Here is a 22,045-nt window from a genome sequence, read left to right as displayed (position 1 = left end):
AATTTGTGTTGAGATGGGATTAAAAGAAAAAAGCCCCAAGAGGGGCTTTAAGGTCTTAGATAGAAGTTCCGGGGAGACGCCAAAGTATTTTCTATAAAATCTGTTATAGATTTTTCGTCGCTTTAAGGTTAAGTTGCCCTTTTCTTTGGAGATACGATCACCTCCGGAACTAAGATACTAAGGGATTTGAATGTATTTTCATACTATCCCGAATATTACACCAAATGAAAGTTCCGTATGACCAAATTCCCTTTAAACAAGACCAAACCATATTTTTCCTCGCACACTTCCGTCGGTTTTGAGCGATTTTCCGCCTATTAGAAACGCAAATTCTGCCCGTTTTAACCTTATTCTCACATTTTCCTTGTACACGCAGACATTCAGCTATCCGTGGAAGATTGCTTGGGCAACAATCTGAATACAAAAAAAGCCCGTCTGAAACAGACGGGCTTTGTACGATTTGTGAAAATATATTTAATTATACTACTTCAACATTTACCGCATTAAGACCTTTCTTACCACGTTCAACTTCGAACTTTACACGATCGTTTTCACGGATAGTGTCAATAAGGCCTGATGAATGAACAAAGATATCAGGTTCGCCATTAGCTGGCACGATGAATCCGAAACCTTTTGTTTCATTGAAAAATTTTACTGTTCCTTCTTTTTGCATTGTATTATTTATTAATGTGAACAAGGTAGGTATAATAACTCAGACAATTGCTGATTTTCAATTATTTATTTTTTAATGACTTTTCCCTGTGAATCCTTACTGCTCTTCCTTGAAATAGACTTTGTAAAAATTCATGCCCTTATCATCATCAAACCCCTTTTCTATGAGCTCCTTATTGCCGTGTATATATATATGAAAATTCTTATCCAGCTTTAGCACGCTTTTAAATACCCTTGCTTGTTTTTTAACAGCCGCGTCGGAGATCTCGAAGGAGTCGGGCAGGGAGGTGTCAAACTCCTGCTCATAGCTTTTCTTGAAATTTTTGAAAGATTCGATCCCCTGTTCGTTTCCAATCACCTCATTGGAAAACTCTTCGATATCAAAAGTCTCTTTCTCTTTAAAGTATTTCATTGAACGATTAAGAAGGTCTATCTTATCGGTCTTGGATATCTCAAACTCGTCATCGATTTTCTGGGTGACGAAGTTCTTATAAACGCTGAGCGTGTTTTGCGTTTGATTATAATTATCGTTACGGACCTTCAATTTCAAAAACTCATCCTTCCAATAAACGGCTTCTGAGTTGCGGTTTGTTTGGTCAATCACCGCCACTTTAAAGCCTTCCTCTTTTTCTGAGTTAAAGATCAGGCAGCCCTTATCCAGCTTCTGAATATTAATGGCATCTTCCTCGTAGCTTAAGTTGAAGCCATTAGAATCCGGGTACACCTTTAAATAGGTCTCCTTAGTTTCTGATTTAAAGATGCCAACTGCGTCTACAACTTCTCCTTCTATCTGCACCTTGTTAAAGTAGGCCACGTAAAGCTCTCCTGACTTAATCTTGGGATGATTAGTTGAATTATATAAGTACTTCGCCAGCTGCTGACTATTCTCGTGAAAGGTATTATACTCGGCAAATACGGACGAAATAAAATGGTATACCTCATTAAGGTTCAAATCATCATTGGGGTGAAAAAAGCGGTAGATTTCGTTCACCTTCTCGAAAGGACTTAAAAAGTACTGAAGGAGAAGATTGCTAAGAAGCTCGTCCTGAACCTGTAAAGGATGATCGGACAAAACATAAAGTTCGTCCTGTAATTTATTTCCTACCCGGTGCACCGAAAGCTGAGCAAGGGAGGCCTCAAAAGAAAATATCATAATTATTAAAGCGCTAATTACGGTATTTTAATGAAGTACAGGAACTGAATTTGGAATTAAAACTGGGCCGGGGTAGGATGGGAATAAAGAGGAACTCTATTAAAACAGAGTTCCTCCTGCTCATTATTAGTCCTGTCTGTTCTCGCGCAATCGCTTATCCAGATCAAGCTGCGATTCAGTACGGTCCAGGTTTTCGCGGAAGTTCTCTACGATGTTCTCATCGTTATACTTCGCCTGAGCACTACTCATGTCACCTTCCATGCCCGCATCAAAAGCTGCTTGTTCACTTCCGGGAGGATTATCACCTAAAAGGTTCTTAGTTACTGGCTTGTCGCTTCCTATCGGGGCGGCGCCTTCAACCGGTGGTAATTCCCGTTCGGTGAATCCCGCCAGATCCTCTTCTCCCTGAGATTGTTTATCTATTGCCTCGTTAACATCTCCATAGTCTGAATTCGTCTGGTTTTCTTCCTCAATACGTTGACTGAGGTTATTGGAGTTTAGCTGCTCCTGTTGGTCCAGGTCGCGAGGATTAAGGTCGTTTAGATTTTCATCTTCCTGACCTGGCACCTCTCCTTCCCGGTAGTCATCTCTATCTATCATAAATCGTTGTTTAAATTATAACCATTTCCGCTCGTCATTGTCACCATGGTCAATGATGCGACTTCTATATCTCCGGGGTGCAGTGTTTGAAAGATTGCTTCTTGAACTCCTGATGCGATCTTCCATGTTTACAGCACCGTAGTTGTCCATTATTTCTGCTACAAATTCCGCTTCCTGCCTTGATGTTGCATGAACCGTTACTACAGAGCCCTGTCTTGCTGCGTCAGTATATCCCTTAGCCTCATCGTCATCCGAAAAAAGAGACTTGAAGAAGTTGGTGACACTGCTGTCATGTTCTGAATTGTTTTCCTGATGTGTTTCATTCCGATAGGAAATGTCAATAGACTCGCGTCTGACGCCATTTTTTACTAGATGCTCTACGGCACTTTGGGCTTGATTTGTATGATCAAAAATCCCGACAACTGTCTGGCGACCGGCATTTAAGCTATTGGTATCCCGACCAGCCATGTAAGCCGCACCCGCATTAGTATAGGAACGAATTGAGCCCGAATCTCCGGTGGAAGAAGTATGCTGAGCCTGATCGGGCAACGAACCTCTCATATCCTCGTTTGGGTACCCTTCTGTTCTGCGATGATCGCGTTCGTCGGATAAACGTGTTCGCTCATCTCGCTCTACTGTACCGGAAGGGTAAGTGGGCGCCTCGGCTAATCGGTCAGAGAAAGACCTTGTTTCAGCGTCACCCCGGTGCCGGCCGGCAAAAGCCGTGCTCACAATTTCCTCCATTCTGGAAGTGATTTTGCCTTTCTCATAAGAGGGAATCGAAGTTAACTCTGCTGTCATCTGTCCGGGAAATATCGCATTTCGGTGCACTTCATCGAGATCGGCCAGATGCAAAGGCAATAATACCTTGCGCTGCTGCAGGTACAGTTCGTTTCCATCAAGGTCCAAAATAAGATACTTTACCTTTTTAGCCTTCGTATCAAAAATGAGATCGTTGATGGTGCCGAGGATTTTCCCGTACTCGTTCTTGACAGTCCAGCCCCGGATGTCCGATTCACCGCTAGCTATCTCATATTTACTTTTTCCCAGCTCCTCCAGGTGGGTTTCATAGGAATTATTACTTGACATAATTTCAAATTTTAAGGTACAAGCAAAGCTATAGTATGAGTTCAGCCTTCGCTTCCGAATCAACAGGTGTCAGGTGAAGCAAGCTGCTTATTGGGTTTGTACCGGTTTGATAATAGTTAGTGTATAAGAAATAAACGAGAGCCGCAATAACGAGGATAATGATAAGCCACAGCCACCATGAGCTGCGAGGCTTCCGTTGTACATGTAGTTCTGCCATATTATGTTTTTCTTAGTTAGATTTATTTTTAACAAGGCTTATCTTATTAAGTTTCTGCGACTTTTATATTGGCGTTGATTTATTGAATGAATAAAACTTTTTTTGTAACATTACCGTACAAGTTTTTTATTGGAGAGGTCTTTTCTCCTTTCCCAGGATTCTTTTAATTGCTTATTAATGTCAAACAAAAAAATTAACATACTTTACGTTGACGACGAAGAGAACAACCTTATTTCCTTTAAGGCGACTTTCAGACTAAAGTATAATGTGTTTATCGCGCTGAGTGGCGACGAGGCGATGAAGATTATAGAATCTAAACCGATTGAAGTTATTATTACAGATCAACGTATGCCGAACATGACGGGCGTGGAATTTCTGGAGAAGGTTCTGGAAAAATATCCTGATCCGATGCGTCTCCTGCTTACAGGGTATGCAGACATGAATGCTGTTGTAGATGCTGTAAACAAAGGAAAAATATTCCATTATCTCGCAAAACCGTGGAACGAGGAAGAGCTTTCTGTTTCGATCGAAAGGGCTTTCGAGGTTTACAAAGAACGTCAGGATATTAAAGAGATGAATGACAAGCTATGCGTTTCTAACGATCAGCTTGAGTTTTTGCTCCGGCAGAAATTACTATCCTGAAGTCGAACAACAAAAAAAGGCTTGTCGCAACGACAAGCCTTTTTTAATTGCACCTGACCAGGCAGTTGCTATAGTTTATCTGCAGCTATAAACGCTGAGATAGCTTCGGACGTAATTGGTTTGTCAAGCAAAAGCCTTACCGATCGGTAGCTTTTGATTTTATCCATGTCATTACGGTTCATGGAAGATGTTAAAGCGACAATAAAGTACCGGTCTTGAATAGAATGAGGGAGTTTCTCAAATTCTTCCACAAAGGCGAAGCCGCTCATCAAGGGCATGAGTACGTCAAGAATTAAGACGGTACGACAGTCCTCATCATCATCTACTTCCCTGTTTTTAACATACTCCAGCGCTTCCGCCGCAGTATTAAAGCTAATTACGGTGCCACATTTCCCCGTATGCCTGATCATTTTTTCAGCAATAAAACAATCCAGCTCGCTATCGTCTATTACAATAAAGTTTGTTTTAATCTCCGCCATCTTACTTACTCGGAATTGTTACTGTAAAAATTGTCCCTTCATCAACTACTGAACTCACTTTAATATCCCCGTTCAGTTTCAAGAGTGCGTCTTTAACATTATATAACCCAAAGCCCGACCCCGACTCCTGCGAGGTAGCACGGTAAAACAAATTGAAAATTTCAGTAATATGTTTTTCTTCTATCCCAATTCCATTATCTTTTATGATGAAAGTGGCACTTGTCCTTTCTACATTAGCAGTGAGCTCCACCATCTTTTGGTCGCAGTTAAGACGCTGATACTTCACCGCATTGGCTATCAAATTATTCAATATAAGCTTCAGCGTCATTTCATCACATCGGAAAGCAGCATGTTGATTCACTTTGGTAATGAAGCTAATCTGATTGGCAGTGATGGACACCCGAAAGAGGTCTTCCAAGTCTTTAAAAAGATAGTTTATGTCGATCTCTTTAATCTGAAGTTCCCCCCGCTGAAGATTATAGTAATCATGCACACTTAAGATAAACGTATCCAGCTTTTTCACCGAATTTTCCATCAGGTACAACATCTCCTTGATGTCCTTGATATCGTCTAAATGCCTCACCACCCTGATAGCCCCAAGGATACCGGATAAAGGCCCGCGAATATCATGGCTAACACTATAGGCGAACTTGTCGAGCTCATTATAGGCCTTCTGCAGTTCGTCGTTCTTGACAGCAAGCATAGAATTCGCCATAAAAAACTTGTTTCCTTCTTCAATGGCAGAAATGATATCAGCCTCGACCCAGGGCTTTTTAACATATCTGAAGATATGGCCCCTATTGATTGCTGAAATAACGGCTTCTATATCCGCGTAAGCAGTTAGCAATATGCGTATGGGGTGAGGAAAATGGCTCCTGATCTCCTCAAAAAACTCTACCCCGGTTTTATCAGGCATCCGCTGGTCGCAGAAGATGATTCTGATATCCTGTTGGGCAGACAGTATTTCAACTGCTTCGGTAGTGTTTATTGCGGTATATACATGATAACTAAATCTAAAGGAGGCTTTGAAGCCTACCAAGTTGTTTAACTCGTCATCGATGTATAAAACCTTAATTTTGTCGGGCATAGTTATAGCTTGGCGTTGAGCCGGTATTTTTGACTTTTTTCAGCAAATAGTTAGACTTTATACTACAGCGCTCTAATTAAGTTGTTACTATTTCGTGAATAACGGGAATTTGGATTACGAACTCGGTTCCCTTCCCAACTTCTGATGATAATTTAATCTGCCCGTTGTGTTTCTTTATAGTGTTGTATGCAATGGACATCCCCAGGCCTGTTCCTTCGCCCACTTCTTTCGTGGTAAAGAACGGCTCGAATATCTTTTTCATCGTCTTATCATCCATCCCAGTTCCATTATCTTTAAATGTAATAAAAACAGAGTGCTGATCGGCATGTGTCTTTATATAAAGTTCGCCACCTGCTTCACCATGGAACTTGCTATTGATAGCATGAATGGCATTGGTGATGATGTTGAGGAACACCTGGTTAAGCTTTCCGGGGTAACACTCAGCGAGCGGTAACACTTCGTACTCTTTAACCAGATTTATCTTGTTTAGCAGATTATTCACGATAACTAATGTTGAATCAAGGCCCTCGTTAATATCTGCCCTTTTAAGATCATCTTCATCCACCCGTGAAAAAATTCGCAATCCTTTTACTATTTCCGCGGTTCTGGACGCTCCCTCATGTATTCCTTTAAGAAGATAACTTATCTCGGTTTTAAGATAGTCGAAATCCATTTCTTCCTTGTATTCTTCGATATGCCTGCGCTTCTCTTCCGGCGGCGCCTCAGATAGCCCCACTTGCTCGATAGTATTTAATGTATCGATCAGCATTTCGACGTCTCGTTTAAGAGGTGTGACATTGGAGGTTACGAAGTTTATTGGGTTATTAATTTCATGTGCGATGCCGGCAGTCAACTGACCGAGCGAAGCCATCTTTTCAGACTCAACAAGTTGCGACTGCGCCTGTTTCAGGTCTTCTAAAGTAATGTTCAACTCTTTATTTGATTCTTCAAGTTCTGCGGTCCGTTCATGGACTTTCGCTTCGAGAATTACATTCTGCTCACGTATGATACGCTCATTTTCTTTAGCGATTGCCAGCGCTTCTGCCTGCGATGCTTCTTTCTCTTTTTTAAGGATATTAATTTTCCCAGCGAGTGCAAAAGAAAGGAATACGGCCTCAAGTGCCGAGCCTATCTCCACCGAATGTATGGTAAATGCATTATAGGGAACAGCACCGTAATCCTTAGAAACAAAGATCAAAATACTAAGGAAAAATATAGTCCAGCTGAGAAGAAAGTATCTGGCTGGTGCGTAGTTCTTGCGGTAAATATGCCAGGCCGTATACATAATAAGGAGTGAAACCAAGGCTGCATTGACGTTTACGATTTGAAAAGCAGTCGGTTTGGCTCCGAAAAGCAGCACTACTAGGGCAAGAACATACATGGCAATGGTGGCAAAGAGTACCTTACTAAGACCTGGTGAAAACTTCCGTGTCCGAAGAAAGGAGATCGAAAAAATAATGGTGGCAATCCCGGACATTGCACCGCATATAATCACCATATTTTCGGCCATCCACAAATTTTCCGGCCATAGGAAACGGTACGAGTAACCCAACAGCGTTGCCTGAGTTAAGGTAACCCAGAAAATATAGTGACAATAAACCAGGTAATCCCTGTCTTTAGTGGTGAAGTAGATAAACAGGTTATAGAGCAGCATCACCAACATAATGCCTAGGTAAAGCCCCGTTCTGGTGTCGGAAATACTTATTTCAGAGATAATTCTGGTATCGTTACCTATACTAATTGGCGCCAGGATCTGCTGGTTGCTTTCTAGTTTGAGATAACACTCCGCTGTTTCGCCTTTCTTCAACGGAATATCGAATAAGTAATACTGGTGTTTGTACGGTCTTTTTTTGAACGACTGGTAGTTGCTTGTTTTGATACTATCTACGTTCCCGTTCTTTTTGATGTATAAAGTTACCTCATCGATAATGGGATTAGAGATATTGATCGTCATCTTATTAAGATCAAGATCGTTTACCACCGTAAACCGGATCCAGCTGTCGTAGGAGGAAACCCCAAAGTTAGGCACCTTGACCAGGCTGGGCTTGAACAAGGAATCCTGCTGTTCGATCTCTTTAAAGCTCAGGCTGGAACTACGGTCCTGGAAAACATAGACGCTTTCCCCAATGAAATCCTGTTGAAGTGCTTTTGAGAAATAGATTGTTTTATCCTGTCCAAACAGCTGCACTGCAAATAGCATCAGGCAGAATGCCAGGAAGACGTTTTTTGAATTAATCATTAATTTGTTTTTTACTAAAAGGTCCAGGCGTTATTTAGCAATTTCAATCTTTTAATAGTTCATCCAGGTCCACATAATAGCGACCTGATGCCGAATGCTGATCTAGTAATATCCGGCGGCAAATGTCAGTTGTTATCGCGCCTCCCAACACCACTGATGAAGCTAACTGAGGCCAGGTGTTAATCGTTTTACCGATCTCTGCCATAGATAGTTTCATCCTTTCAGAAAGAGTCTCGAAATTAAGGATCGCCCCTACTATTTGTCCCCGGTTTTCATCTGTTACCGTAATGGCTCCATCTCCGATAAAGTGTTCAAGAAATCCATGAAGTATCGGTCTTTCCGGTTCCAGGTCAAATCGTTCCACATCCAGCATGCCGCGGTCATTAGTATCCATCACCACCGGAATTTGTAGCTCCTTTGCTTTCAAACGGCTGGTTAGCTTCATTTGAATTCCATCGCATACCTCCACAAAAAGATCGAGCTTTCCTCCCGACAAAAAGATATCAGAAAGATTATTCTCGGTAAGCCCGTCGTTGAAAATACGCACTTTAATAAAGGGGTCGATCTCTGCAATCTCTCGGGCAGCAATGATGGTCTTGCTTAAGCCAAGGTTGTGCACGCCGGCACGTATTCTGTTCAGGTTACTCAGTTCAGCAGTATCGAAATCTGCGAGCCTTATTTCCCCGCAGGTCCGTTCCATAGCAAGCGTTAGCGCAATAGACTGACCTACCGACAAACCACCCACACCGATTTTTTTCGCTCTTAGAATATCCTGCTCCTCGCGTGTAATTTTATTTCTGTTTCTGTTTGTGCGCACCTCCACAAATTCGTCTTCATCAAGCAAATGTACCAATCTTCTACTCCAGGGGTAATACACCCACACGCCGTACTCTTCTATCCTTCTTCCTGCAAGATGCTCTTCAATTAATAATGGATACTCTTCTTCGGCAATTTTCCTGGAGGGGTGGCTGATCTTGATCAGCTCTTTCAGTTGAGAGAAAATTTCATCATAGACAGAGATAGTATCTCTATCCTGATATAAGCTCTCAAAAGTAGATCGTTCGGAGGCGTGCTCCAATCTCAGAATTATAGGTAAATAAACGTCTTTCATTTCATCACACATTCCCCTTACACCACCAGAAAAACACCGAAACCTGTCTAGCCAAATGGAAAACTCGCCTTCGATGTGTCAGGCTTTGCGCTCAGGAAGTTTGTATACGCATTTGAAATAATTTGGTTCAGGTCCCATTGATCTAAATTCGGAATCTTTGTTTCATAGTGAATCGTGATCTCTTTGTTCCGCAAAGTTTCCAGCCGGGTAGTATTAAAATTATTCCGAATTGCGAAGATGGCCTCGCGGTGTTCCGGTTCCGCAGTCTTTAAAGTATCCAGATCCGTAACGACCATAGTGGTAGCAACAAGATCTTGTTTTGGATAATAGAAAGTCCCATCCTTACCCACAGATGGTTCAAGATGCATTCCTACGCTTTCTACAGGCTTAACGGTATACGGCGCACAGAGAGCAAAAAGGGATTTTAAGCCTATTTGGGTGGCGATGGCCACTGCTGCACGGATCAGGAAGATACTTCCAATGCCGTATCCGGCAATTTCTCTAGAATTCCAAAGCCCGCATAACTCCCCCGCACCATATTGTGCATGCTTCCAAACGAGTTCAAAAACGTTAGGGTCGATAGCTCCTGTTGCCTGTTCTAACGGTAGAAGCTCCGAACCTCCCGACACATGCACCCGTGCTCCGCCGTATACCTTACTTCCATCCAACGACTCCACGATCAACACAAAAGCACCCGGATTAGATATCCAGCCATTTTTTGAAGAAGTAACTTTTGTAACACCAATACTTGCAAGTACGTGCTCATGCCCCTGCACAAAAAGCTCACAGGCATGCTGATCATCTACTGCCCGGAAAGCCCTCAATCGTACTTCCGGGTTATCTTTATTTAAGCTAGCTTCCATTGTTTCAGGTTTTCAGGGAGATATAATTTGTCGATACAAACTGCCCCTACACTCGTTTCATAGTTATTAAAAGTTTTAACAATTTTTAAAACTAGAGAAAAATACAAAAACAAAAACTTTTACGTACGATTCCTTAAAAAAGATTAAAAAATGAAAAAAGAGTTTGACCTTGAAATTGAGCTTGAAGCTGGAAAAAAAGCTTTTACAGTAGTTTCTGAGAATGAATCATATACACTAATCGAATCTGGCAGCATCGTAGCTATGATCAAAGAAACTGCCGAAGGCTGGAAGACACAGAAGGGAAGTTACAGCGACAGTGATGTTGCTAAAATAGGCGAAAAGATCAAAGAAATGGGGTCTTGAGGCCTTAAGGAGCGTTGGAGTTTATACGTCTGACGCTTACTTTTACCCCGGCTAAACTAATTTAAAAAGTAATGGAAGAAAATATCGGAATCGGATCGAGAGTGCAACACGAAAAATACGGGAAAGGGGTAGTGATAAACGTTCGATCAAATGCGTACCTGGTAACATTTATTGATACCGGCTACAAAGAAGTCCCGCTAACGGAGCCCCTGGAAATACTTGACGAGATGGCTCCCGACACAGACATGATCAGCAGTTGGGAGGTGGAGCAAACGCTAAAGAAACTGTTACAAAGGTGGTCGGATGTTTCAGAGGTGGTGCCTTTGGGCGATAAATGGAAAAACGGGAAAATGGTGCTTTATCCCGGCAATGCCGGACTGGCGCCGAAAGAAATTCCGATCGATCAGTTTTTTAATAAAATCGTGATGGTGAGAGACCGATTGAGAGTGCTGGAACAGCGCGTAAACAGCAGTAATCTTGAAAACGAGGAAAAAGTAAATATCCAGCAATATATCACCAGGATTTACGGCTCGCTAACTACCTTCAATGTGCTTTTCAAGTTTAAAGAAGACCAGTTCGTGGGAGAAAAAGGAGCTTAAGAGTAATGCGTAAGATTTTAAACTCCACCCTCCTTTTCCTTTTATTCATTTCTCTGGATGCATTGGCGAAACCCAAAACAATAGTGGTTGCAGCGGATGGCAGCGGTGACGTCAGAACCGTGCAGGATGCATTTAATAAGGTTCCTGCGGACAATAAAAGAGAGGTCATCATTTACATTAAAAACGGCACTTACAAAGAGAAGCTCCACTTGCCTGCAGGCAAGGATCACGTGACGCTGGTGGGTGAAGACCGCTTCAAAACTATTCTTACTTTCGATGATCACGCAGGTAAGAAGACAGCTGATGGCAAGACCATCAATACCCGCACCTCCTACAGTCTACTGGTTAGCGCCAACAATTTTTACGCTGATAACCTGACGTTTGAGAACAATGCGGGCTTTGCGGCAGGACAGGCTGTCGCAGTTGAAATACGAGGAGACAAAGCTATTTTCGTCAACTGCCGTTTTCTCGGGAACCAGGACGTTCTATTTCCCAGCAGTGGAAAAAGCAGGCAGTTTTATAAAAATTGTTACATCGAGGGGACTACCGACTTTATTTTCGGCGACGCAACTGTCTGGTTTCAACAGTGCCAGATTCACTGCAAAAAGAACTCCCATATTACTGCAGCTTCCACTCCCAAAGCACATCAGTATGGTTATGTTTTTTACGATTGCACCATTACGGCGGACACCAGCGTTACCAATGTTTCGTTGGGGCGGCCCTGGCAGCCAGATGCAGCTGTAGCTTACCTCTACTGTTATATCGATCGTGGAGTACGCCCGGAAGGCTGGTCTACCTGGAATAATAAGGAGACTTTTCACCAGGCTCGTTATGCGGAATATATGAATTACGGCCCCCGTGGCAACTTCTCTACCCGTGTAAGCTGGGCAAAACAGTTGACCGACCAGGAAGCCGAAGCTTATACGATCGCCAGGGTTTTGAATGGATGGGTCCCTGCGGTTAAATGCCTGATTTTCCCCGCTTTCTAATTTGTATGAGAACTTATAGCGGGCAGTAGCGCTGCTCACGCAGTACCGCTGTCCACTATAAGTTCTTTGCCTCCTTGCCAGAAGCCCGGTTTCTTTGGCACTGTGTTCGGCTCAACTTCTAAACAGATTTTACTTTAAACACTTCGTCGTTAATAAAGGGCTGGTTCCGAATTCGTTTTCCGGTTGCTTTAAAAATGGCATTTGCTACCGCTCCTCCGGTTGGCGGCAGCGAGGGCTCACCCAGTCCGGTAGGCTCAATTCCATTGTCAACAAAATGTGCTTCAATTTCCGGCACTTCTTTCATCCGGATCAACCGGTATTTATGGAAGTTATTCTGTTCTGCTGCACCATCCTTGAAGGTAAGATAGCTGTACATGGCGTGCCCTAGTCCATCCACAATACCGCCTAAAACCTGCTGCCTCGCACCACTCAAATTAATCACTTCGCCGCAATCTGTAGCTGCATAGATCTTCTTTACGGAAGGCTTTTTGTTTTTCATCTCTACTTCAGCCACCTGCGCAACATAGGAGGCATGCGAAAAGTACACGCTAAAGCCCTGGGCCACGTCCTTTTTCTGTCCCCATCCAGATTTTTCAGCTGCAAGATTGATCACCCCGATCATCCGGTCCGGGTTATAACGAATAGCACCAACCGGGTTACTTTTAGCCCGCTGTAACAGATCTAACCTGAACTGCACCGGGTCTTTCCCTGCGGCCTGAGCGACCTCATCCAGAAAGGCCTGCTCGGCGAAAGCCAGGAAGTTAGTGATAGGCGCCCGGAAAGGTGCTGTGGAAATAGGCGACCGGTGATCAACAGATTCTATTAACAAATTATCGACGGCGCCTGAAGGAAAATTGTTTTCCCGGGTGGGATTACCTGCGTTTATTCCCACGCCCCGCAGCTTATACCCAATCATATTTCCCTTATCGTCTAAAGCAGCTTCAAAACGATAACGCACGGCCGGACGATAATAGCCGCCTGCCATATCGTCTTCGCGACTCCAGATTACTTTAACAGGTGCTTTAATGATACTCGATAATTCCGCCGCCTCCACCACGTAGTCAGTCATTAAACGCCGTCCAAATCCACCACCCAAGCGGGTAAGTTCCAGCGTAATCTTATCCTCAGGGATGCCCAGTAGTTTCGCTGTTTCAGCACGGGCGCTACCAGGCGTCTGACTTGGACCTACCAGCTCTACTCCATCTTCCCGTACATGAGCAAAGAAGTTCATCGGCTCCATGGGATTATGAGGCAGAAAGGGACATTGATATTCCGCTTTTATCACTTTAGCAGCCGACTGGAAGGCCGCGTTCACATCACCATCTTTTCTTCTGACAGTCGCTTTATCCCCGTCCATCAGCTCAGAGAAGATCCGGTCGTGGTCGGCTGAGCTTTCTATAGCCCGGTCGTCTTCATATTCCAGCTTCAGTGCTTTGCGTGCTTTCATCACCTGCCATGTAGACTTGCCCACCACCGCTACGTTATTTTTAAACTTCACGACATCAACAATGCCCGGCATCGATTTAGCTGCTGTGCTATCCACTGATTTTAGCTTCTTCCCAAATGCGAGTGGCCGCTGAATCATCGCAAACAGCATTCCTGGCTTGGAGTAGTCGAGCCCATAAAGGGGTTTCCCGGTGTGGATGTTGTGATTCTCGACATTCTTCACAATTTTCCCAATCAGCTTAAAATCCTTTCGGTCTTTCAGCTTTACATCCTGGGGAGCAGGCAGGGCTGCAGCATCAGCAGCAAGTTCTCCATAACTTAGTTTTCGTCCCGATGCCAGATGAGTCACCACGCCCATCTCTGCCTTGCATTCCGTATCGGAAACATTCCACCTTTTAGCCGCGGCTTGTACCAGCATTTGTTTAGCTGTAGCTCCGGCAGTGCGAAGGCGTTTCCAGGAATGAGGAACAGCTCCACTCCCACCAGTCACCTGACGCTCAAAACGCTTCGTATCCAAAGGCGCCTGCAGCACCTTCACTTTAGTCCAGTCCGCCTCCAGCTCTTCCGCTACAATCATAGGGAAGGAAGTCATTATATTTTGCCCCAGCTCGGGGTTGGGAGAGAAGATGGTGATGACATTATCAGAAGAGATTGACAGATAACTGTTAAACTCAGCACCAGTCCCCGAAAGGGCAGCGTTGAAAACAGAAGCTTCGGCCTCTGCCTCTAGCCAATGAAAACCTAATAACAAGCCACCTCCTACAGTTGCTGTCATTTTCAAAAAATCACGTCTGCTGGTTGTACTTGCCATAATCTAAATTTTTGTACTTGCTAACTTTACAGCTTCTTTAATGCGGTGATAGGCGCCGCAGCGGCAAATGTTCCCGTGCATTGCATTTTCAATCTCCTCAGCACTTGGCTTCGGGTTCGTTTTTAAGAACGCTGCTGCTGTCATTATCTGGCCAGCCTGGCAATAACCGCATTGGGCCACGTCTACCTCATCCCATGCTTGCTGAACCGGATGATCCCCCTTAGCAGAAAGACCTTCTATCGTAGTTACCTTTGATGTCCCCACAGCTGCCACGGGATAAGTGCAGGATCTGATGGCCTGGCCGTTCACATGAACAGTACAAGCTCCGCAAGCTGATATCCCGCAGCCATATTTTGTCCCCACTAGGCCGAGGTTATCTCTCAACACCCACAACAGCGGTGTATCCGGCTCTGCCTCCGTTTGGTAAGTGCGACCGTTGATTTGTAGTTTGTAAGTGGCCATAACTTTATTTTAGATCTAATTTCTTATTATTTCTCGTTCAATCGCAGATAATCTTCAGGAGTATCAATATCAATGGCTCCCGCAGGAAAGGCTACTGTAAGGCAATCCTGTATGTTTTTGTTGATCAGTTGCTTTGCCCCGGCCTGGCCTTCCAAAAGACCCAGCTCGCCGAAATAGGCGGCAGAAAAAAGTGCGGGAATACCCACTGTTTCTGCATAGGCACAAGCCACAATCCCCTTATTGCTATGGAGGTAAACCTCTATCAGCTGATCTACCAGAGCAGCGTTTACAAAAGGTTGATCGCAGGGAATGATAATGACTGCCGCAATAGACTTGTCTCTGTGCAATAATTGGGTTAGCCCTGCTTTTATGGATCCAGACATCCCTTTCTCCCAATCTTCGTTTATTACCACTTCTATTCCATATTCCGAAATAGCCTTTTGATGACGCTTATGGTTGGAGCCGAGCACCAGGACAGAGAAAGAGCAGGATGAGGTGGTGGCGGCTTCTACTGAACGCTCTAACAAACTTCTTCCCTGGTAAGGCAGCAATTGTTTCGGCTGCCCCATCCTGCTGGATGCGCCCGCGGCTAACACTATAATTCCAACCTTCCCAACCACTGTTTACACTTTTGCTGCTTGTATACTTTCTGTTATTCCCGGTTCATGAATAGGGCCGTTTTTATCTCTTAAAGAACCTCCTGCCCTTCCCGACAAAACTGCCTTTATTTCCGCCGCAATCGAAAGCGCGATTTCTTCAGATGTCTCGGCCCCTATATCAAACCCTACAGGCCCGTATAGCCTACCGATCGTACCCTCATCTATCTGTACTCCTTGCCCCGCCAATTCCGAGAGCATCCGGTTGAGCTTTTTCTTTGGCCCCAGCACGCCCAGGTACGGCAGGTCCGTGGCTAATAAATCCCGCAGCACCGTGAGCTCGTAGTTGTAGTTATGTGTCATCAACACCACTACCGTTCTTGAATCAAAGCTGCATTTTGACGAAAAGTCCTCCGCTTTGGTAAGGATCATTTCCCGGGCTCCTGGAAAACGGGAAGCTTGGAGCAAAGCCGGTCTCCCGTCGTACACCGCCGCATCCCAACCAAGCACATCGGCTATTCTCACTAATGGAATGACATCGTTTCCGGCACCGACGATTTTAAGAGCGACAGGGGGAAGGATTACTTCAATGAAAGCAGTGTACCCCTCTCCATCGACAAAATAGGAACTGAAAGAACTAACTCCGGCAGAGCGTGCATGCATCGCATCCTGCTGTATATCATCTAATAACTCGTTCTCGAGATCGCTTTTAACCCAGGCAACATCCCCGTCTGAAAAGTAGCAACTTCCAACTTGGAAAGCTGCTTTGTTCTGACTATTGAACAGCGTAACCAGCACAGCCTTTTCCCTCTTGTGGTTTAGCCCGTCAAGATATGTAAGAGGATTGTTATTATCTAAAAGAGGCTCGATGAGGATATGAATGATGCCGTTGCAACCAAGGCCTACTCCTATTTTAGCGTCGTCCTCATCGTTGGTATCGTAGGTGACGAGCATCGGCTTTTGCTGATTCATCACATACAGGGCCTTCCGTAAGGCATCTCCTTCCAGGCATCCGCCACTGATAGCCCCTGTTAGCTGTCCATCCTCTGTCACCAACATTCGGGCACCCGGCCGGCGGTACGATGATCCTTCCACCTTAACCACCGTTGCTAATGCCCGGCGTCTTCCCGTGCGAATGGCTTCCTGATTTGCCTTCAGTATATCCCTGATTTCCTTCATTTAGCTTAAACTGGCTTAGCGGAATAAAAATAGAGAAAAGCGAAACAGTCAACTGTAACATTTTAATAAAACATTGAGCGAGATACAGGCGGAAAGAATAAGTGTAAGTCTTACATTTAATCCTTGATTCCTGGGTTTCAAAGTATAAATTTGCAGTGTAACACCAATTATTTTAATAACCTGATTTAACCCTAACTATGCTCCCATCAGCCAAAAGCATGTTTAAGACGTTCTTGCTAGTGTCTTTATTTCTTGCAACACAGCCTGTGCTTGCACAAACGGCCAGGAAAAAAACTAGCCCCGGCACTGCCACCAGTACCTGGACTGCCGACAACGGAAACGGCACCTTCACCAACCCTATTTTCTACGATGAGTTCTCTGATCCAGATATGATCCGCGTCGGCGACGACTATTATCTAACGGGAACCACCATGCATGCCATGCCAGGCTTGCCCGTACTCCACTCGAAAGACCTGGTAAACTGGGAATTTTTGAGCTACGCAGCAGATAAGCTGGATTTCGGTCCTGAGTTCCGTTTGGAGGGAGGCAAAGACTTTTATGGTCAGGGGATCTGGGCACCAAGCTTCCGCTACCATAAAGGCAAGTTTTACATCTTCACGAATGTAAACCGCTATAACACGCACCTGTATACTGCTACTAACCCGCGTGGCCCCTGGACTCATACCAAAATGAACAAGGCCTTCCACGACCTGTCTGTTTTGTTCGACGATAATGGCAAGACCTACGTGGTTTGGGGCTATGATGAACTTCGGCTGGCGGAACTTAACGATGAATTGACCGACATTAAACCGGGCACAGAAAAGGTAATTGTTCCGAAAGGCAGCGGGGCAGGTGAAGGTTGCCACTTTTACAAGATTAACGGCAAGTACTACATCACCAATACCAATTACGATCCTTTGTGTTATCAGGTCTGTTTGAGGTCCGACCGGCCGGAAGGCCCCTACGAAATTAATGTGATGAGCGCCGAAGAAAGCCTCGGAATTGGAACCGGTTGGCGCTTGCCTGATACCCGAAAAGGCCCTCCTTACAATCTGGTTGCCCCGGTTGAGAATTATGTAGGATGTATACCGATGCACCAGGGTGGTATTGTACAAATCCAGTCGGGTGAGTGGTGGGGCTGGTCAATGATGGACCACAATTCCGTAGGAAGAATTCTTTGCCTTTCGCCTGTAACCTGGGAAAACGACTGGCCTTACTTCGGTCTGCCAGGAAATCTTACCAGAACTCCCAGGACATGGGTAAAACCAAATACGGGATTCAGCTCGGCTCCTGCTGCTCCTTATAGGCGAAGCGACGACTTCTCAGCTACCAAGTTGCAACCGGTATGGCAATGGAACCCTGTACCGGTGGATAATAAATGGTCGTTAACGTCCCGCAAGGGATATTTGAGATTGAACTCCTTACCTGCGAAGGACTTCTGGTTTGCCCGAAACTCGCTTACACAAAGATGCGTCGGACCGGAGTCGGTGGTAACGACCGAAGTAGACGTAAAAGGACTTAAAGAGGGCGATCTGGCTGGATTAGCCCTGCTCAATCTTCCTTATGCCTGGATTGGCATCAGCAAGAACGGGAAAGGCTATGAAATCACCCAGTTTGACCAGCAAAACAACAGAACGGCAAAGGCCACAGTAGGTTCTTCTAAAATATGGCTTCGGGCAGATTGTAATTTCGACACGGAAATAGCAACATTCAGCTACAGCACAGACGGTAAAAACTTCAGTCAGCTTGGCCAGGAATACATCATGGTGTTCCAGCTGCGCACCTTCCAGGGAGTTAGATCGGCGCTTTTCAACTACAACACTACAGGCGTAGAAGGCGGGTATGCCGACTTTAACAGTTTCCAGGTAGATGAACCCCGTTCCAAAGGCTTAACGAAACCGATCCCCTACGGCAAAACGATTACCCTGAGCAGCTTAGCTGACAGTGCAATTTTGGTTAATTGGAAAGGCTTTGTTCGTCCTGTGGATGTAAATTCTCCCTTTGCCAAGGGCAATGCTGCACACTTCAAGGTGATTGACAAGGGCAAGGGAAGAATCGCTCTTCAGTCACTTGCCGATGGAAAGTATGTAACCGTGCAGGGCTTAGGTGGGATGGCAGAGGTCAGGACAGAAAGCGAAGCAGACGCTAAAGCATCGGTGTTTCAATGGCAGGATATGCTAAGGGGAGATCTGATGCTGATGTCGTTGAAAACGCATCGTTATCTTTTTGCGGATCCTAATGCAAAAAGCCTCACGTCTGCAGATGCGCCCGGCACTCGTCCCGATCGAAAAGACGGCGCCTGCTTTAGCTGGCAGTTGGTAAACTAGTGTTCAGGTGCGCACAGTCGCGGTACAAGTATCGAGCGCAATGCCTACCTTTAGGTAACTAGTCACGAAAAGCGAAAAAAGCATGCAGGCCTATCTTAAGAGCGCAATCACACAGTTTGAATACTACAAAGACCTGGGAGAGAAGACCATCAGCCGACTGGACGATGAGCAGCTTTTCTATCAATTCAACGAGGAGAGCAATAGCATCGCCACCATTGTGAAGCACCTGTCGGGGAATATGCGCTCGCGATGGACGGATTTTCTGAGTAGTGACGGCGAGAAAGAATGGAGAAATCGTGATCAGGAATTTGAGAATGACATTCAAAACCGGGAAGAGCTCTTGCGTGTATGGGAAGCCGGCTGGAATTGTCTGCTACTCTCCGTTCGATCCCTACAAGAGGAAGATTTGGAAAAAACGGTTTTAATCCGCAACGAACCTCATGCTGTAATAGAGGCGATCAACCGTCAGCTTGCCCACTATCCTTACCATATTGGCCAGATTGTTTTTATAGGAAAAGCGCTGCTTAACGAAAAATGGGAATCGCTCTCTATACCCAGAGGCAATTCCCATCAGTTTAATGATGCAATGTTCTCCAAAGGAAACATCGCGAAAAGCGAACCTACGAAATAGATTTTATCAGATCCTTCAACTTATTGGCAGAAGCACGAAGCTTTTCCTCCTCCTCATCACTGAGATTGAGCTTCAGCACTTCGCGGATACCATTGCGATCAACTATGCAGGGAACTCCGAGATAAACATCCGAAATGCCGTGATAGTCCTGAAGTAGGGTCGACACATTGAGAACAGCCGCCTCATTGCGAAGAATTGCCGTACATATCCTATCAAGAGCCAAAGCAATTGCATAAAAAGTAGCTCCCTTTGCGTTAATGATCTGGTAGGCCGCATCACGGGTATTGGTGAAGATTTCCTCTTTATCTTGCTCAGAAAGCTCCAGCGTTGTACCTGCGATGTTTGCCAAGCTCCACACCGGCAGTTCAGAGTCGCCGTGTTCCCCGATAATGTGCGCATGAATACTCCGAGGATCCACCTGCAATTTTTCGCCAATAAGATAGCGGAAACGGGAACTGTCCAACAGCGTACCCGAGCCAATAACCCGATTGACCGGCCAGCCCGACTTCCTCCAGGTAAAATAACTCATAATGTCTACCGGGTTGGACGCGATTAAGATGATGCCGTCTTTGTTGTACTTCAACACCTCATCCGTAATACTCTCGAAGATGGCGATATTGCGTTTAAGCAGATCTACCCTCGATTCGCCTTGTTTTTGAGCTGCACCTGCCGTAATTATAACAATGTCTGCTTCAGCACAATCCGAGTAGTCGCCTGCCCAGACTTTAGTCTTACTTAGGAAGGGAAGGCCGTGGTTCATGTCCAGCGCATCGCCAACTGCCTTTTCCTTATTCGCATCAATAAGTACTAGTTCGTCCATGCGGTGCCGGAGTAACAAGGTATAAGCGGTGGTAGAACCTACTGCGCCAACGCCAACTACCACAATACGAGTCTTCTTTGAGTTTGATGTCATAGGACGAAGGTGTTTTCTCAGTTTTTACTTGTCCAACTCTACTTTCTTTCCGTTGATTTTCACATCGTCAAACACGACGTTTTTAACGTTGGTGAACTTGTAAGGAGTTGGAACACTATCGATGGTAACATTGATGAGACGAACATTCTGAATAGGCGAAGTCTCATACGCTTCGAGTAAAACACCCGTTTTCCCGCCGTTTTTCACCCTCATGTTCTTCACTTCAATGTTTCTGATGGTTGGCATATAATTACCTTTATCCTCATAAAACATCGTTGCAATAAATACTTGTTCAGCCACCTGCCCTACTTCAATATTCCGCATGTAGATATTTTCGGTAACGCCACCTCTGGCCGAGCTGGTTTTAATGCGAAGTGCACGATCCAGTTCAGGGCTGCTCATCGTACAGTTTTCAGCAAACACGTTCCGTACACCGCCAGAAATTTCGCTGCCAATCACCACGCCACCGTGACCGTTGGCCATGCGACATCCTTGAATAATAATATTCTCACTTGGGATATTGATACGGCGACCGTCAGCATTTCTACCCGACTTAATTGCGATACAATCGTCACCAGTATTAAAATAACAATCCTTGATTAACACATTTTTACAAGATTCCGGGTCACATCCGTCTGAATTCGGTCCAAGGCTCTCCATGGTCACCTTTTGTATAGTTACGTTATTGCACAGCACCGGGTTTAATAGCCACATCGGGGAATTTGTAACCGTAACTCCTTCAATCAGCACGTTTTCACAACGGTAAGGCTGCACAAACTGCGGACGCAAGTAAAAACCCTTTCCAAAGACACGTTTTTCTACCGGCACCCCATCTTCGGCCATTTTGAACAGCGCTGCTCTTTTGTCTTTATCTACCTGGCTCGGCGTTCCTTTTTTATACCCGTAACGCTCCTGCCCTTTCCATGGCCACCAATTGGTCTCGTTGGCCTGGCCATCCAAAATTCCTTCACCGGTGATGGCAATATTCTTCTCTTCGAACGAATAGATCAGCGGAGAATAGTTCATCAACTCGATACCCTCCCAACGGGTAAACACGATCGGATAGTCATCCGGATTGGTTGAAAACAGAATTCTTGCCCCCTTTTGAACGTGCAAATTCACATTACTTTCAATGTAGATGGGACCGGTGAAGTAATTGCCGGGAGGCACCACTACACGTCCGCCACCTTGTTTGCTACACTCTTCAATAGCTTTTTTGAACGCCTGAGAACAATTCACTTTACCATCGCCAACCGCTCCGTAGCTGGTCACCAAAAAATCCCTTTTAGGAAATTCCGGCGCCTTAATGTCCTTCAGGATGACCTTCACGGTATCCCAAGGATCCGAATTAACCGAACCAACCCTATTCCCCCTAAAACTACTGCATCCGGCTAAAGAGATCACAAAAAGAAGCACTACGGCTATGTTCCTAACTTTCATCTTAACTGATTTTAATTGATTGATTTTTGAGATTATAATTAACAGTCAAAAGTAAGGATATTGTTTTAACAGTTTTTGGAGGAAAAAAAAGAGGGTCTTTGCATAGCAAAATCGTACAAAATCATGAAAAAAAGATA

The 22,045-nt window shown here is 44.9% G+C and carries 22 protein-coding genes; 6 read left to right on the top strand and 16 right to left on the bottom strand.

Going from position 1 to position 22,045, the window contains the following annotated elements; translation table 11 throughout:
* Positions 1-478: 478 nt before the first annotated feature.
* The 5 genes from J4N23_RS16465 to J4N23_RS16445 form a co-directional block, all read right to left on the bottom strand.
* Positions 479-673 (bottom strand): cold-shock protein, encoded by a 195-nt coding sequence (locus J4N23_RS16465; protein ID WP_207428853.1) that lies wholly within the window; start codon positions 671-673, stop codon positions 479-481.
* Positions 674-769: 96 nt separating this feature from the next.
* Entirely contained in the window at positions 770-1,825 is a 1,056-nt protein-coding gene (locus J4N23_RS16460; RefSeq protein WP_207428852.1) for a nucleoid-associated protein, read from the bottom strand.
* A 126-nt stretch (positions 1,826-1,951) separates the two neighbouring features.
* Positions 1,952-2,425, bottom strand: a complete 474-nt coding sequence (locus J4N23_RS16455; protein ID WP_207428851.1) for a hypothetical protein — start codon at positions 2,423-2,425, stop codon at positions 1,952-1,954.
* A 15-nt stretch (positions 2,426-2,440) separates the two neighbouring features.
* Complete coding sequence (locus J4N23_RS16450; RefSeq protein ID WP_207428850.1) at positions 2,441-3,514, bottom strand: PRC-barrel domain-containing protein; 1,074 nt, start codon at positions 3,512-3,514, stop codon at positions 2,441-2,443.
* A gap of 28 nt (positions 3,515-3,542) precedes the next feature.
* Complete coding sequence (locus tag J4N23_RS16445; protein ID WP_207428849.1) at positions 3,543-3,731, bottom strand: hypothetical protein; 189 nt, start codon at positions 3,729-3,731, stop codon at positions 3,543-3,545.
* A 177-nt stretch (positions 3,732-3,908) separates the two neighbouring features.
* On the opposite strand from J4N23_RS16445, the gene J4N23_RS16440 reads away from it, so the two are divergent.
* Entirely contained in the window at positions 3,909-4,373 is a 465-nt protein-coding gene (locus J4N23_RS16440; protein ID WP_207428847.1) for a response regulator, read from the top strand.
* A gap of 68 nt (positions 4,374-4,441) precedes the next feature.
* Here J4N23_RS16440 and J4N23_RS16435 read toward each other — a convergent pair whose 3' ends face one another.
* From J4N23_RS16435 to J4N23_RS16415, 5 genes are all read right to left on the bottom strand, one after another.
* Positions 4,442-4,852: a response regulator gene (locus J4N23_RS16435; RefSeq protein WP_207428845.1), complete on the bottom strand. Its 411-nt coding sequence runs from the start codon at positions 4,850-4,852 to the stop codon at positions 4,442-4,444.
* A 1-nt stretch (position 4,853) separates the two neighbouring features.
* Entirely contained in the window at positions 4,854-5,939 is a 1,086-nt protein-coding gene (locus J4N23_RS16430; RefSeq protein ID WP_207428843.1) for an ATP-binding protein, read from the bottom strand.
* Between the two features lie 76 nt (positions 5,940-6,015).
* Entirely contained in the window at positions 6,016-8,178 is a 2,163-nt protein-coding gene (locus tag J4N23_RS16425) for a 7TM diverse intracellular signaling domain-containing protein (protein ID WP_207428842.1), read from the bottom strand.
* Between the two features lie 43 nt (positions 8,179-8,221).
* Positions 8,222-9,289: a ThiF family adenylyltransferase gene (locus tag J4N23_RS16420; RefSeq protein WP_207428841.1), complete on the bottom strand. Its 1,068-nt coding sequence runs from the start codon at positions 9,287-9,289 to the stop codon at positions 8,222-8,224.
* A gap of 47 nt (positions 9,290-9,336) precedes the next feature.
* Positions 9,337-10,152, bottom strand: coding sequence for a hypothetical protein (locus tag J4N23_RS16415; RefSeq protein ID WP_207428840.1), 816 nt, complete (start codon positions 10,150-10,152; stop codon positions 9,337-9,339).
* Between the two features lie 150 nt (positions 10,153-10,302).
* On the opposite strand from J4N23_RS16415, the gene J4N23_RS16410 reads away from it, so the two are divergent.
* The 3 genes from J4N23_RS16410 to J4N23_RS16400 all read left to right on the top strand — a co-directional run bounded on the left by J4N23_RS16410 (position 10,303) and on the right by J4N23_RS16400 (position 12,103).
* Positions 10,303-10,515: a hypothetical protein gene (locus J4N23_RS16410; protein WP_207428839.1), complete on the top strand. Its 213-nt coding sequence runs from the start codon at positions 10,303-10,305 to the stop codon at positions 10,513-10,515.
* 71 nt (positions 10,516-10,586) lie between these two features.
* A complete protein-coding gene (locus J4N23_RS16405) occupies positions 10,587-11,114 on the top strand; it encodes a hypothetical protein (RefSeq protein ID WP_207428838.1) in 528 nt (175 codons plus the stop codon).
* Between the two features lie 5 nt (positions 11,115-11,119).
* Positions 11,120-12,103 (top strand): pectinesterase family protein, encoded by a 984-nt coding sequence (locus J4N23_RS16400; RefSeq protein ID WP_207428837.1) that lies wholly within the window; start codon positions 11,120-11,122, stop codon positions 12,101-12,103.
* Between the two features lie 118 nt (positions 12,104-12,221).
* On the opposite strand, the gene J4N23_RS16395 is transcribed toward J4N23_RS16400, so the two are convergent.
* Genes J4N23_RS16395 through J4N23_RS16380 form a run of 4 tightly spaced genes read right to left on the bottom strand, consistent with a single transcriptional unit; the run spans position 12,222 to position 16,597 of the window.
* On the bottom strand, positions 12,222-14,360 hold the full coding sequence (locus J4N23_RS16395; RefSeq protein ID WP_207428836.1) for a xanthine dehydrogenase family protein molybdopterin-binding subunit: 2,139 nt from the start codon (positions 14,358-14,360) through the stop codon (positions 12,222-12,224).
* A gap of 3 nt (positions 14,361-14,363) precedes the next feature.
* Positions 14,364-14,822: a (2Fe-2S)-binding protein gene (locus tag J4N23_RS16390; RefSeq protein ID WP_207428835.1), complete on the bottom strand. Its 459-nt coding sequence runs from the start codon at positions 14,820-14,822 to the stop codon at positions 14,364-14,366.
* A 26-nt stretch (positions 14,823-14,848) separates the two neighbouring features.
* Entirely contained in the window at positions 14,849-15,442 is a 594-nt protein-coding gene (locus J4N23_RS16385; protein WP_207428834.1) for a nucleotidyltransferase family protein, read from the bottom strand.
* Between the two features lie 3 nt (positions 15,443-15,445).
* On the bottom strand, positions 15,446-16,597 hold the full coding sequence (locus J4N23_RS16380) for an XdhC family protein (RefSeq protein ID WP_207428833.1): 1,152 nt from the start codon (positions 16,595-16,597) through the stop codon (positions 15,446-15,448).
* Positions 16,598-16,815: 218 nt separating this feature from the next.
* Between J4N23_RS16380 and J4N23_RS16375 the strand changes: the two genes are divergently transcribed.
* Both J4N23_RS16375 and J4N23_RS16370 read left to right on the top strand, forming a co-directional pair.
* Positions 16,816-18,924 carry a glycoside hydrolase 43 family protein gene (locus tag J4N23_RS16375; RefSeq protein ID WP_207428832.1) on the top strand — a complete coding sequence of 703 codons (2,109 nt, stop codon included), beginning with the start codon at positions 16,816-16,818 and terminating at the stop codon, positions 18,922-18,924.
* 82 nt (positions 18,925-19,006) lie between these two features.
* Positions 19,007-19,555, top strand: coding sequence for a DUF1572 family protein (locus tag J4N23_RS16370; protein ID WP_207428831.1), 549 nt, complete (start codon positions 19,007-19,009; stop codon positions 19,553-19,555).
* Here J4N23_RS16370 and J4N23_RS16365 read toward each other — a convergent pair.
* Both J4N23_RS16365 and J4N23_RS16360 read right to left on the bottom strand, forming a co-directional pair.
* Entirely contained in the window at positions 19,545-20,468 is a 924-nt protein-coding gene (locus tag J4N23_RS16365; protein ID WP_207428830.1) for an L-lactate dehydrogenase, read from the bottom strand. The two genes, J4N23_RS16370 and J4N23_RS16365, sit on opposite strands and share 11 nt — an antisense overlap.
* A 24-nt stretch (positions 20,469-20,492) precedes the next feature.
* Positions 20,493-21,908 (bottom strand): glycoside hydrolase family 28 protein, encoded by a 1,416-nt coding sequence (locus J4N23_RS16360; RefSeq protein ID WP_207428828.1) that lies wholly within the window; start codon positions 21,906-21,908, stop codon positions 20,493-20,495.
* Positions 21,909-22,045 lie beyond the last annotated feature (137 nt).

This window comes from Pedobacter sp. SYSU D00535 (assembly GCF_017355855.1).
In the GTDB taxonomy this organism is placed as follows: Bacteria; Bacteroidota; Bacteroidia; order Sphingobacteriales; family Sphingobacteriaceae; genus Desertivirga.
Note: the sequence above shows the minus strand (reverse complement) of the source record. Positions and strands in the feature narration are given on the sequence as shown.